The following is a 13,159-nucleotide window of genomic DNA, read 5'->3' as shown; positions in this document are numbered from 1 at the left end:
ACGCATTACGTGACTGCATTGTCTGTGAGCACCTCCTCCGCCGCCTCGCTGCGCGCGGACGCCCTGGTGATCGGTGTCGCGAAGGGCCCCAAGGGCATTGTGCTGGCCCCCGGCGCCGAGGCCGTGAGCGAGGCGTTCGACGGCAAGCTGGCCGAGGTCCTCACCACCCTGGGCGCGACCGGCGCCGAGGGCGAGACCGTCAAGGTGCCCTCCGCCGCCGGCCTGAAGGCCGCGCTCGTCCTCGCGGTCGGCCTCGGCGAGGCCGCCGACGCCGGCTACGAGCTGGAGGCGCTGCGCCGCGCCGCCGGTGTCGCCGCCCGCGCCCTGGCCGGCAGCAAGAAGGCCGCGCTGGCGCTGCCGGCCGAGTCCGCCGACGAGATCGAGGCGGTCGCGCTGGGCGGCCTGCTCGGCTCGTACGCCTTCGGCGCCTACAAGGGCAACGGCAACGGCAAGGAGCCGGTCGGCGAGCTGGTCCTGCTGGCCGCCCGCAAGGGCAGCAAGGAGGCCAAGGCCGCCGTCGAGCGCGCCCTGGTCGTCGGCGAGGAGATGAACCGGGCCCGCGACCTGGTCAACACCGCCCCGAACGACCTGAACCCGAAGGGCTTCGCCGCGATCGCCCAGGCGGCCGGCAAGGAGCACGGCCTCAAGGTCGAGGTGCTGGACGAGAAGGCGCTCCTCAAGGGCGGCTTCGGCGGCCTGCTGGGCGTCGGCAACGGCTCGGCGAACCCGCCGCGGCTGGTGAAGGTGGCTTACACCCACCCGAAGGCCAAGGCCAGCCTGGCGTTCGTCGGCAAGGGCATCACCTACGACTCGGGCGGCATCTCGCTGAAGCCGGCCGGCCACAACGAGACCATGAAGTGCGACATGGCCGGCGCCGCCGCCGTGTTCGCCGCCGTGGTCGCCGCCAAGCGGCTCGGCCTGGTCGTCAACGTCACCGCCTGGCTGGCGCTGGCGGAGAACATGCCGTCCGGCTCGGCCACCCGCCCGGGTGACGTGCTGCGGATGTACGGCGGCAAGACCGTCGAGGTGCTGAACACCGACGCCGAGGGCCGTCTGGTGCTGGCCGACGCCATCGTGCGGGCCGGCGAGGAGAACCCGGACGTGATCGTCGACGTCGCGACGCTGACCGGCGCGATGATGATGGCGCTGGGCAGCCGCACCTTCGGCGTGATGGCCAACAACGACGAGCTGCGCGAGACGCTGCACACCGTCGCGGGCGAGACCGGCGAGCAGTCCTGGCCGATGCCGCTGCCGGCCGAGCTGCGCAAGGGCATGACCGAGTCGACCATCGCCGACCTGGCCAACATGGGCGACCGGATGGGCGGCGGCCTGGTGGCCGGCCTGTTCCTGAAGGAGTTCGTGGCCGAGGGCATCGACTGGGCCCACCTGGACATCGCCGGCCCGGCCTTCCACGAGGGCGCGCCGTTCGGCTACACCCCCAAGGGCGGCACCGCGAGCGCGGTGCGCACCCTGGTCCGCTTCGCCGAGCAGACCGCTGCGGGCGGCAAGGCCTGATCCGGGATCCGGAACGGACGGACGGGGCCCGGCGCGTGTGTGCGCCGGGCCCCGTCCTCGTTCCCGGGTGCCCGGCCGGCGCCTCCGGCGGGACGCCACCGGACACCCGCGGCCCTGTTACCTGCGAGTAAGGAACGGAACCCCACCCCGCACCCTTGTTCGCTGCGGGCGAAACTTTGTTCCACTGTGCGGAACCAGCCTGCCCGAAGCCCGTCGCGAGCACCCTTGGCGCCGCTGTCAACCCCGCCCTGAGCTGCGACGATGCCCTTCGGTCGGGGGTGTTCCCGCCCCGGTGACCACCCTGTGGGACACCCCCGGGGTGGACCCGGACATCAGCCGCCTTGAACAAGTGCGAAGATGTATTTCCGGCACGACTGGGCGCCCCACAAAGGCTTCCGACCCACCGGACCGCGACCGGCCCGGCGACCCACCCCATTGCATGGAGGACGTGACGTGGCGAACGACGCCAGCACCGTTTTCGACGTAGTCATTCTCGGAGGCGGAAGCGGCGGTTACGCCGCGGCGCTCCGCGCCGCTCAGCTGGGCCTGAGCGTCGCCCTGATCGAGAAGGGTGAGCTGGGCGGCACCTGCCTCCACCGCGGCTGCATCCCGACCAAGGCGCTGCTGCACGCCGCCGAGATCGCGGACGAGACGAAGGAGGCCGCCGAGTTCGGCGTTCTGGCCACCTTCCAGGGCATCGACATCAACGGCGTCCACAAGTACAAGGACGACGTCATCGCCGGCCTGTACAAGGGCCTGCAGGGCCTGGTGGCCTCCCGCAAGGTGACCTTCATCCAGGGCGAGGGCAAGCTCTCCTCGCAGACCTCGGTGGACGTCAACGGCCAGCGCATCGAGGGCCGCCACATCGTCCTGGCGACCGGCTCGGTTCCGCGCTCGATCCCGGGCCTGGAGATCGACGGCGACCGCGTGATCTCCTCGGACCACGCCCTCAAGCTCGGCTTCATCCCGAAGTCGGCCGTCATCCTCGGCGGCGGCGTGATCGGCGTCGAGTTCGCCTCGGTCTGGAAGTCCTTCGGCGTCGAGGTCACCATCGTCGAGGCGCTGCCGCACCTCGTCCCGCTGGAGGACGAGAACTCCTCCAAGCTGCTGGAGCGCGCGTTCCGCAAGCGCGGCATCAAGTTCGAGCTGAAGGCCCGCTTCTCGGGCGTCGAGTACACCGAGACCGGTGTCCGCGTCTCCACCGAGAACGGCAAGCAGATCGACGCCGACCTGCTGCTCGTCGCCATCGGCCGCGGCCCGGTCTCGGCCGGCCTCGGCTACGAGGAGAACGGCGTCGCGATGGACCGCGGCTACGTGCTCGTCGACGAGTACATGCGCACCAACGTGCCCACCATCTCCGCCGTCGGCGACCTCGCCCCGACCCTGCAGCTGGCCCACGTCGGCTTCGCCGAGGGCATCCTGGTCGCCGAGCGCCTGGCCGGCCTCAAGCCGGTGCCGATCGACTACGACGGCGTCCCGCGCGTGACCTACTCCAACCCCGAGGTCGCCTCCGTCGGCATCTCCGAGGCGAAGGCCGTCGAGCTGTACGGCAAGGAGAAGGTCGTCACCCTCAAGTACAACCTGGCCGGCAACGGCAAGAGCAAGATCCTGAAGACCGCCGGCGAGATCAAGCTCGTCCAGGTCAAGGACGGCGCCGTGGTCGGCGTCCACATGGTCGGCGCCCGCATGGGCGAGCAGGTCGGCGAAGCCCAGCTGATCTACAACTGGGAGGCGCTGCCCGCCGAGGTCGCGCAGCTCATCCACGCGCACCCGACCCAGTCCGAGGCCCTGGGCGAGGCGCACCTGGCGCTGGCCGGCAAGCCGCTGCACGCGCACGACTGATCGCGCCCCACCTTCCCCCATTCCAGTACGCAAGACTTGATAGGAGTCGCTGAAACCATGGCGGTCTCAGTAACACTGCCCGCGCTGGGCGAGAGCGTTTCCGAGGGCACCGTCACCCGTTGGCTGAAGGCCGAGGGTGAGCGCGTGGAGGTCGACGAGCCGCTGCTCGAGGTCTCCACCGACAAGGTCGACACCGAGATCCCGGCCCCGGCCTCGGGCATCCTGGCCTCGATCAAGGTCGGCGAGGACGAGACCGTCGAGGTGGGCGCCGAGCTGGCGGTCATCGACGACGGCTCGGGCGCCCCGGTCGCCGCTCCGGCCCCGGCCGTCGAGGCCGCCCCGGCCCCGGCCGCCGCCCCGGCCCCGGTCGTGGAGGCGCCCGTCGCCGCCGCCCCGGTCGCCGAGGCCCCGGCCGCGCCGGCTGCCGCCCCGGCCGGCGACGCCACCCCGGTGCTGCTGCCCGCGCTCGGCGAGTCCGTCACCGAGGGCACCGTCACCCGTTGGCTGAAGGCCGAGGGTGACACCGTCGAGGTCGACGAGCCGCTGCTCGAGGTCTCCACCGACAAGGTCGACACCGAGATCCCGTCGCCGGTCGCGGGCACCGTGGTGAAGATCCTGGTCGGCGAGGACGAGACCGCCGAGGTCGGCGCCCAGCTCGCGCTGATCGGCGCCGCGGGCGCCGTCGTGGCCGCTCCGGCCCCGGTCGCCGCCCCGGCTCCGGCCGCCCCGGCCACTCCCGCCCCGGCTCCGGCCCCCGTCGCCCCGGCCGCCCCGGTGGCCGCTCCGGCTCCGGTCGCCCCGGCCGCTCCGGTGGCCCCGGCTGCTCCGGCTCCGGTCGCCGCCCCGGCTCCGGTCGCTGCCCCGGCCCCCGTCGCCGCTCCGGTTGCCCCGGCCCCGGTCGCGCCGGCCGCCCCGGTGGCCGACAGCGGGGACGCCTACGTCACCCCGCTGGTGCGCAAGCTCGCCGCCGAGCAGGGCGTCGCCCTGGCCTCCGTCACCGGCACCGGTGTCGGCGGCCGGATCCGCAAGCAGGACGTCATCGCCGCCGCCGAGGCCGCCAAGGCCGCGCCGGCCCCCGTCGCCGCCGCCCCGGCCGCAGCGCCGAAGGCCGCCGCCGCGCCGTCCCCGCTGCGCGGCGAGACGGTCAAGATGACCCGCATGCGCAAGGTCATCGGCGACAACATGCTGAAGGCCCTGCACGAGCAGGCCCAGCTGACCAGCGTGGTCGAGGTGGACGTCACCAAGATCATGTCGCTGCGCGGCAAGGCCAAGGACGCCTTCCTCGCCCGCGAGGGCGTCAAGCTGTCCCCGATGCCGTTCTTCGTCAAGGCCGCGGCCCAGGCGCTGAAGACCAACCCGGTCGTCAACGCCCGGATCAACGAGGCCGAGGGCACCATCACCTACTTCGACACCGAGAACATCGGTATCGCGGTGGACTCCGAGAAGGGTCTGATGACCCCGGTCATCAAGGGTGCGGGCGACCTCAACATCGCCGGCATCTCCAAGAAGACCGCGGAGCTGGCCAGCAAGGTGCGCGGCAACAAGATCACCCCGGACGAGCTGTCCGGCGCCACCTTCACCATCAGCAACACCGGTTCGCGCGGTGCGCTGTTCGACACCGTGATCGTTCCGCCGAACCAGGTCGCCATCCTGGGCATCGGCGCGACCGTCAAGCGCCCGGTGGTCATCGAGTCCGACGGCGGCACCGCCATCGGCATCCGCGACATGACCTACCTGTCGCTCTCCTACGACCACCGCCTGGTGGACGGCGCGGACGCCGCCCGCTACCTGGTGGCCGTGAAGGAGATCCTGGAGGCCGGCGAGTTCGAGGTCGAGCTCGGCCTGTAAGGCTCCCGGCAACACCGGCAACACCCCGGAACCCCGCGTCGTCCCCGGACGGCGCGGGGTTCCGCGCTTCCCGGCGCGGGGGGTTCCGCGCCTCCCGACACGGGCGGGTCCCGCTTCCCGACGTGGGGCCGGCGGGCCCGGGCCGCGGGTGGACGGGCGGTGCGGTCACCGCCCGGCGGTCCGGGCTTCGGAAGAACGGGCGTTTCGCGGGCCCATCGCATGCGCGGGCGCGGGCGAACGGGGATGCTGGAGCCGTGATGGACGAGACCGACTTCTGGCAGATCATCGACGACACCCGGGAGGCCGCCGACGGCGACCCGGACGAGCAGGCGGAACGGCTGGTGGAGCGGCTCGTCCAACTGACCCCGGACGACGTCATCGACTTCGCCCGGCTCTTCGAGGCGCGGTTCCAGCGCGCCTACCGCACCGACCTCTGGGCCGCGGCGTACCTGCTGCTGGACGGCGCCTCCGAGGACAGCTTCGACTACTTCCGCTGCTGGCTGATCGGCCAGGGACGGGACGTCTTCGAGGGCGGGCTCCACGAGCCGGACGACCTCGCCGACCTGCTCCCCGACTTCGACGAGGAGGAGGACGGCGAGGCGGAGGACCTCGGCTACGCCGCCGACGAGGCGTACGAGCAGCTGACCGGGCTGCCGCTGCCCGAGGTGGGCGGTCGGCAGCCCGCGCGGCCGTCCGGTGCGGCCCTGGACTTCGACGACCCGGACGCGATGGCGAAACGCTTCCCCAAGCTCTGGGAGCGCTACGGGGACTGACCCCCGGGCCGGGACGGCCGTGCCTCAGGTGCCGGAGCCGGAGGCGCTGCCGTCCTGCTTGATGCCCTTGAGGATCTGGTCGAGGACGCCCGGGTCCGGCGCGCCCGCGGCGTCGTCCACGCCGCCCTCGAAGGCCACGTAGCCGCCGCCCTTGGCCGGGACGGCCACCATCAGCACGTAGCCCTTGGTGCCGTCCGAGGTGGTGATGTGCCAGCGGACCGCGTACCCGGAGACGCCCGCCACCGTGGTGTTGGAGGAGCCTGCGTCGGTGTGCGAGGTGATCCCCGTGAAGATCGCACCCGCGTAGGTGGGCATCGCCGCCTCGGCGGCGGCCCTGGCCGTGCTCCCGGGGATGGTGTCCTTCTCGACCGAGAACTGGCCGCGGATGCAGGAGCCGCCGGTCGGGCAGGTGTACCGGCCGCTGCCCAGGAACACCGTCGAGTGCGAGGTGTCGGTCTGCGCGTCCCAGCCCTGGAATATCGGCACGGTGATGGAGTGCTGGGTGTCGGCGGCGGTGTCCTTGACCACCGGCACCGGAGGCAGGCTCGGCGGGGGCGTCGGGGTCGGCGTCGGGGTGGACGGGCGCTTGGTCGGGGTCGGGGTCGGGGTGTCCGTGACGGTGACCGTCGGCGTCGGCGTCGGGTCCGCCTGCGGGGTGTCGTCGCCGCTGCCGACCACGAGCGCGACCACGATGCCGACCACGACCAGCACCCCGGCCACGATCCCGATGACCACGCCGGGCTTGGTCCCCCCGGGACTCGGGGGCGGCGGGTAGCCACCCTGCGGATAGCCGTAGCCGGGCTGGCTCTGCGCCGGGTAGCCGTACCCGGGCGTGCCCTGCTGCGGGGCGCCGTAGCCGTACGCGGGCGGCTGCGCGGGGGCCGACTGCTGCGGGGTCTGCCAGGAGACCTGCGTCGGGGCGTCGGCGAGCCCGCCGCCGCCCGCCTGAACGGGGCGGACGTCGCTGGTCCAGGCGGCGCCGTCCCACCAGCGCTCATGACCGGCCGTGCCGTCCGCACCCGGTACCGGGTACCACCCGGGAGGCGTCGAGTTGCTCACGGCCGTACGGTACCCGGCGTGGCGCTACTCCAGACAGGTTGGGTGTGTCACGACTCTGCTACCACCCGTACCCGGGTTCCGGCGGGTCGTCAGGGCCGTGGCACGGGTGGTGCGCACGGTGCGGATCGCCCCGTGCGGGCCGTCCGGGGCGGGCCTGCGCGTGACCGGCGGCGCGGCGCCCCGGGCCCGGCCGGCGGCCCGGGGCCGGGAGGTTCAGGCCGTGAGCGAGCGGGCCATCCAGACGTCGTCCACGTACTGGCCGTCGATCAGGAACTCCTCGGTCAGCGAGCCCTCGACGACGAAGCCGCAGACCTCGTAGAGGCGGCGGGCCGGGGTGTTGTGCCCGAGCACGCGCAGGGTGATCCGGCGGGCGCCCTGCTCCCGGGCGGCCGTGCAGGCCGCCTCCACCAGCGCCCGGCCGAGGCCCCGGCCGCGGACCGAGGCGTCGACCGCCAGGCCCTGGATCTGGCGCACGTGCTGGTTGCTGACCAGCGGGGTGGGCCGGACCACCCGGATGTAGCCGACGATCCGGCCGCCGAGCAGCGCGAGCGTGAACTGGTCCGGGGTGTGGCGCTCGTCGAACACCCCGTCACCCTCCGGCGGCTGCGGGGCGACCTCGCTCAGCCAGGACCAGGCCGCGCGGTTGAGCTCGGAGAGCTCCTTCTCGTCCTCGGACTGCGCGGGACGGATGATCAGATCTTCGTCGGGCATGCGCGTCATGCTAATCAGCGACCTGCGGGCTGTACACGGAGTTGCAGCCGCCGGGAACTGCGAGGATGACCCCATGCGAATCGCGGTCACAGGCTCCACGGGATTGATCGGCTCGGCACTCGTCCGCTCACTGCTGGCGGACGGCCACGAGGTGGTCCGGCTGGTCCGGCACCGCTCCCGGACAGGCCCGCAGCCGGACGGGACGACGGCGATCGGCTGGAACCCACTGCTCGGTCAGGTGGACTTGGACGGGCTGGCCGGGGTCGAGGCGGTGGTGCACCTGGCGGGCGCCGGGGTCGGCGACCACCGGTGGACGGACGCCTACAAGCGGGAGATCCGGGAGAGCCGGGTGCTCGGCACCGAGACGCTGGCCGTCGCACTGGCCGGGCTGAAGGAGCCGCCGCGGGTCCTCGTCAGCGGCTCGGCCGTCGGCCTGTACGGGCAGACCGGGGACGCGGTGATCGACGAGGCCTCCCCCGCCGGGGACGACTTCCTGGCCGAGGTCTGCGTCGAGTGGGAGGCCGCCGCCCGGCCGGCCGAGCGGGCCGGGATCCGGGTGGTCCACCCGCGCACCGGGCTGGTGCTCTCGGCCAAGGGCGGGGCCGGCGAGCGGCTGTTCCCGCTCTTCAGACTGGGCCTCGGCGGGCGGCTCGGCGACGGCCGGCAGTACTGGAGCTTCATCTCGCTGGCGGACGAGGTCGCGGCGCTGCGGTTCCTGATCGACCGTGACGACCTGAGCGGCGCGTTCAACCTCAGCGCGCCGGACCCGGTGACCAACGCCGAGCTGACGGCGGCGCTCGGACGGGTGCTGAAGCGGCCGACGCCCTTCCCGGTGCCGACGGCCGTGCTGAAGGCGGTGCTGGGCGAGCTGGCGATCGAGGTGGTGGGCAGCCACCGGGTGGTGCCGAAGCGGCTGCTGGAGGCGGGCTTCCGCTTCGAGCACCCGGACGTGGACTCGGCGGTACGGGCGGCGCTGTAGCGGGGCGGGGGCTGGTCCTTCGGGGTCCGCGGGTCCTGAGGGCTCTGCACGGATCGGCGGGTCCTGCGGGTCTGCGAGGATCCGCGGGTCTGCGGGGTCTGCGGGGCCTGCGGGTCCTGAGGGCTCCGCCGGTCCTGCCGGTCCTGCTGTGCCGGCGGGCCGTTGTGGGCCCGCGTACGCCCGCCCCGGCGACGGCCCCGGCCAGGGGCATATGCCGAACAGGGGGCGGTCGGGGCTCCGACAGGGGGCGCACGGGAGCATGAAGCGGGCGCGTCGCACGCCCCCGGTGACCGTACGCGCCCGCCGACCCCCGATCCCGGCCGCTGGGGCACACAGTCCGTGACGGCGCCCCACCCCGTGCGGCCACACCCTCCCCGGGCCCCGGATACGGCCCGATGCACTTGTCTGATGCTCTTACTGACTGGGCATCACATCGTCGGACCGTGTCCCGGCACCCCGCTGCCTACGTCGGCCGAAGCTCCGGGACCAGGGAGGGAGCACGCCAGTGCCCACGTACGACTTCACTCGCCGCGCCCGCCGGCAGTCCGACCCGGACGTCGTCGTGGTCGGCGCCGGACTCGCGGGCCTGACCGCCGCCCGCGTGCTGACCGGCCACGGACTGACCGTCCACGTCCTGGAGGCCACGGACCGCATCGGCGGCCGGATGGCCACCCGCGAACTGGACGGCTTCCGGCTCGACCACGGCAGCCAGCTGCTCAACACCGCCTACCCCGAACTGCGCCGCGTCCTCGACCTGGACCGCCTCGAACTGCGCCCGCTCGCGCCCGGCGTACTCGTGCACAGCGGCGGCCGCCGGTACCGCGCCGGGGACCCACAACTGACCACCGCCCGGCAGGCCACCACCCGCGCACCGCTGGGCAGTCCGCTGGACAAGGCCCGGCTGGGCAGCTGGCTCGGCCGGCTGGCCGCCACCCCGGCCGGCCGGCTCCAGGCCCGGCCGGAGACCACCGCCGCCCGTGCGCTCGCGGAACGCGGCCTCGCCCCGCGCACCGTCGACGGCTTCCTGCGGCCGCTGCTCGCCGCCCTGCTCAGCGACCCGGCCCTGGGCACCTCCAGCCGGATCGCCGACCTGGTGCTGCGCAGCTACGCGCGCGGCCGGCTCTGTCTGCCCGCCGGCGGGATCGCGGCCGTGCCGGCCCAGCTGGCGGCCGGCCTGCCCGCCGGGACCGTACGCACCGGGGTGCAGGTCACCTCGATCGCGGCCGACGGTGTGGAGACCGCCGGGCACGGCCGGATCGGTGCCCAGGCCGTGGTGGTGGCGACGGGTGCGCGGTCCGCCGCCGGACTGCTGCCGGGCCTGCGGCTGCCCGGCTTCCACCCCGTCACGACCTTCTACCACGCGGCCGACCGGGCACCGATCGGCGAGGCCGTCCTGCTGCTGGACGGCGACCTGCCGGGCGGGCAGCCGCCGTTGGTCTCGCACTCGGTGGTGCTCAGCGAGCTGCACCCCTCGTACGCCCCGGCCGGCCAGGCACTGGTCGCCACCACGGTGCTCGGGCGGCGCTCCTTCGACGCCGGCGGGCCGGCCGCGCTCGAACCGGCGGTGCGTGCGCGGCTGGCGGAGCTGTACGGCGCGCCGACCCGGGGCTGGCAGTTCCTCAGCGTGCGCCACGTCCCCGACGCGGTGCCGGCCATGCCGCCGCCGCACAACAGCCGGCGCCCGGTGCGGCTGCTGGCCGGGCTGTACGTCTGCGGGGACCACCGGGACACCAGCACCGCCCAGGGCGCGCTGGTCTCGGGCCGGCGGGCGGCGCAGGCCGTCGTGCGCGACCTCGGACTGCCGTCCGGCGCCCGGGAGGCCGAGGCGGCCGCCTGACGCCGGACGCTCGCGGGCTCCTCGTGGGGGCGGGCGTGCGGGCCCCTCCCGGGGCGCCGCGAGGTCGCCGCCGCAAGGGCCGCGGGCTCGTCGCAGGGGCGCCCGGGGCGCGGCCCGTGAGGGCGTGAACACGCGGACCGGCTGCCGCGACGGTGACCGAACGCGTGCCAGTATGCCGATATGACCGCTATTCGGAGGGTTTCCGTCCCCCGCCAGGGGCCGGCCGCCCGGTGAGCGCCGACTTCCAGGTCGAGCCGCTCTCCCTGGTCCTCATCCCGGCCGCCGCGGTGGCCGCACCGCTGATCGCCGACCGGCTGCTGCGATGGATCGCCGTCCCCACCGTGGTGTTCGAGATCCTGCTCGGCGTACTGATCGGCCCGGACAGCCTGGCCTGGGTGCACGTCGACGGCCTGGTCGACGCGATCTCCCGGTTCGGCCTGGCCATGCTGATGTTCCTGGCCGGGTACGAGATCGACTTCGCCAAGCTGCGCGGCGGCCCGCTCAAACGGGCGGGCGCCGCGTGGCTGGTGACCCTGGTGGTGGCACTGGGCATCGGTTCGCTGGCCAACCGCGTCCCGCTGGACGGCACCTTCGCCGGGCTCGCGCTCACCACCACCGCGCTCGGCACCATCCTGCCGATCCTGCGGGACGCGGGGGAACTGCCGACCCCCTTCGGCTCGCTGGTGATGGCCACCGGCGCGGTCGGCGAGTTCGCGCCGATCGTCGCGATCGCCCTCCTGCTCAGCGGCAACGCCCCGGCCAGGAGTGCGCTGATCCTCGGCGTGTTCGCGGTCATCACGGCGGTCGCCGTGGCCTGTGCCCGGCGGCCCCGGCCCGGCTGGGTGACCGGGCTGATGCGCCGGACCCTGCGCACCTCCGGCCAGTTCGCCATCCGCACCGTGATCCTGGTGCTGGGCACGATGGTGGCCGCCGCACTCCGGCTCGACCTCGACATGCTGCTCGGCGCTTTCACCGCGGGGATCGTCGCCCACCTGATGCTCTCCGGTGTGCCCGAGGCCGAGGAGGAGGTGATCGAGGCCAAGCTGGAGGCCATCGGCTTCGGCTTCCTCGTCCCGGTGTTCTTCGTGGTCAGCGGGATGAAGTTCGACCTGGACGCGCTGCTGGGCGGCCCCGGCACCCTGCTGCTCGTCCCGGGTTTCCTGCTGCTGTTCCTCGCGGTGCGCGGGGCGCCCGCCGCGTTCCTCGCCCCGGCCGGGCTCGGCCGGCGCGACCGGGGCGCGCTCGGCCTCTACGCCGCGACGGCGCTGCCGCTGGTCGTGGTGATCACCACGATCGAGGTGGACGCCGGACACCTGCCCTCGTCCACCGCGGCGGCGCTGGTCGGCGCGGGCATGCTCTCGGTGCTGTTCTTCCCGCTGCTGGCCCAGCGGCTGCGCGGCGACGTCCGCCCGCCGGCCGCCGAGGGCGACCGGCCGCGGGTGAACGCCGAGAGCTGGTAGTCGTCCGTCGGACCGCCGCGCCCGCCTCAGATCACCCCCGCCTGGCGGGCCGTCTCCTCGAAGGCGCGGGCCACCGGGCTGCCCCGGTACGGGGTCAGCCGGCGGTGGAAGTCCCGCAGGTACTCCAGCGAGCGGGCCGAGCGCATCTCGCCGGCGGCCCGCAGGGCGTCGGTGGCCATGGTGCACGCCTCGTCGAGGTCGCCCATGCCGAGCCGGGCGGTGGCCAGGACCAGCCGGCAGAAGATCCGGCTCCGGGCGTAGGCGGGCGAGCGCAGCCGCAGCGACTTCTCGGCGTGCTGGGCGGACGTCCGCCACTGCTGGAGGTCCCGGTAGCAGTGGGCGAACTCGTCGGAGAGCTGCGCCTCGTCGAAGTAGCGTGCCCAGGAGGGCAGTTCGTCACCGCCCCGGGCCGCGGCCAGCGACCGTTCGGAGCGGACCAGCGCGGTGGTGCAGGCCCGGACGTCGCCGAGCAGGCCGTGCCCGCGCGCCTCGGCGGCGTGCAGCAGCGCCTGCACGGTGGCCGGCACCGCGGTGCCGACGCCCTGCTGGGCGACCCGGGCCAGCTGGACGGCCTCCCGGCCGTGGCCGAGGTGCACCGCCTGCTGGCTCATCGTCACCAGGACGTAGCCGCCGAGCGGGCGGTCCCCCGCGGCCTGGGAGAGCCGCAGCGCCTGGACGAAGTAGCGCTGGGCCAGGCCGTGCGCGGCGATGTCGAAGGACGTCCAGCCTGCCAGCCTGGTCAGGTCGGCGACGGCGCCGAACAGCGCCCGGCCGATCTGCTCGCCGTAGCGGCCGCGCAGCATCGGCTCGGCCTCGCTCTCCAGGTAGCGGACCAGCGCCTGGCGGGCGTGGCCGCCGCCGTAGGCGTGGTCCAGGGCGCGGAAGAGGTCCCCGACGGCGCGGATGGCGGCGATGTCGCCACGGCCGACCCGCAGCGCCGGGCGCTGTTCGCGGGCCGGGTCGGTGTACGGCGGCTCGACGGCGACGGGCGGGCGGCGGCTCTGGGTCGGCACCCGGCCGAGCGCGGTCGACGCCTGGCCGGCGGCCGAGGCCGAGGCCGAGGCCGGAGCCGGCGGCCGGGGCGCACCGGAGGGCCCGGACACCGGTCCGCGCGCCGGGGGTGCGGACCGGTGTC

At 74.3% G+C, this 13,159-nt stretch carries 10 protein-coding genes; 7 read left to right on the top strand and 3 right to left on the bottom strand.

The window, feature by feature from the left end:
• Window positions 1-9: 9 nt before the first annotated feature.
• The 4 genes from J5Y04_RS11560 to J5Y04_RS11545 all read left to right on the top strand — a co-directional run bounded on the left by J5Y04_RS11560 (window position 10) and on the right by J5Y04_RS11545 (window position 5,978).
• Window positions 10-1,515, top strand: coding sequence for a leucyl aminopeptidase (locus J5Y04_RS11560; RefSeq protein WP_209411891.1), 1,506 nt, complete (start codon window positions 10-12; stop codon window positions 1,513-1,515).
• Window positions 1,516-1,968: 453 nt separating this feature from the next.
• Window positions 1,969-3,357 (top strand): dihydrolipoyl dehydrogenase, encoded by a 1,389-nt coding sequence (gene lpdA / locus J5Y04_RS11555; RefSeq protein ID WP_209411890.1) that lies wholly within the window; start codon window positions 1,969-1,971, stop codon window positions 3,355-3,357.
• 57 nt (window positions 3,358-3,414) lie between these two features.
• The gene (sucB, locus tag J5Y04_RS11550) at window positions 3,415-5,205 is read left to right on the top strand and encodes a 2-oxoglutarate dehydrogenase, E2 component, dihydrolipoamide succinyltransferase (RefSeq protein WP_209411889.1); all 1,791 of its coding nucleotides are present in this window, start codon (window positions 3,415-3,417) and stop codon (window positions 5,203-5,205) included.
• Window positions 5,206-5,462: 257 nt separating this feature from the next.
• A complete protein-coding gene (locus J5Y04_RS11545) occupies window positions 5,463-5,978 on the top strand; it encodes a DUF4240 domain-containing protein (protein WP_209411888.1) in 516 nt (171 codons plus the stop codon).
• A 24-nt stretch (window positions 5,979-6,002) separates the two neighbouring features.
• Here J5Y04_RS11545 and J5Y04_RS11540 read toward each other — a convergent pair whose 3' ends face one another.
• Together J5Y04_RS11540 and J5Y04_RS11535 are read right to left on the bottom strand one after the other, a co-directional pair.
• Window positions 6,003-7,037, bottom strand: coding sequence for a DUF2510 domain-containing protein (locus J5Y04_RS11540; RefSeq protein ID WP_209411887.1), 1,035 nt, complete (start codon window positions 7,035-7,037; stop codon window positions 6,003-6,005).
• A gap of 213 nt (window positions 7,038-7,250) precedes the next feature.
• Window positions 7,251-7,757 carry a GNAT family N-acetyltransferase gene (locus J5Y04_RS11535; protein ID WP_209411886.1) on the bottom strand — a complete coding sequence of 169 codons (507 nt, stop codon included), beginning with the start codon at window positions 7,755-7,757 and terminating at the stop codon, window positions 7,251-7,253.
• Window positions 7,758-7,821: 64 nt separating this feature from the next.
• Between J5Y04_RS11535 and J5Y04_RS11530 the strand changes: the two genes are divergently transcribed.
• The 3 genes from J5Y04_RS11530 to J5Y04_RS11520 all read left to right on the top strand — a co-directional run bounded on the left by J5Y04_RS11530 (window position 7,822) and on the right by J5Y04_RS11520 (window position 12,024).
• Entirely contained in the window at window positions 7,822-8,727 is a 906-nt protein-coding gene (locus J5Y04_RS11530; protein WP_209411885.1) for a TIGR01777 family oxidoreductase, read from the top strand.
• 505 nt (window positions 8,728-9,232) lie between these two features.
• Window positions 9,233-10,564 (top strand): NAD(P)/FAD-dependent oxidoreductase, encoded by a 1,332-nt coding sequence (locus tag J5Y04_RS11525; RefSeq protein ID WP_209411884.1) that lies wholly within the window; start codon window positions 9,233-9,235, stop codon window positions 10,562-10,564.
• 230 nt (window positions 10,565-10,794) lie between these two features.
• Window positions 10,795-12,024: a cation:proton antiporter gene (locus tag J5Y04_RS11520; RefSeq protein WP_209411883.1), complete on the top strand. Its 1,230-nt coding sequence runs from the start codon at window positions 10,795-10,797 to the stop codon at window positions 12,022-12,024.
• A 26-nt stretch (window positions 12,025-12,050) separates the two neighbouring features.
• On the opposite strand, the gene J5Y04_RS11515 is transcribed toward J5Y04_RS11520, so the two are convergent.
• Window positions 12,051-13,159: regulator (locus J5Y04_RS11515; RefSeq protein ID WP_245204673.1), on the bottom strand; the 1,109-nt coding region annotated here is incomplete at its 5' end.

The sequence above is a fragment of the Kitasatospora sp. RG8 genome (assembly GCF_017813315.1).
Taxonomy (GTDB): Bacteria; Actinomycetota; Actinomycetes; order Streptomycetales; family Streptomycetaceae; genus Kitasatospora.
The sequence above is the reverse complement of the archived record's forward strand: the minus strand, read 5'-3'. Positions and strand labels throughout refer to the sequence as shown.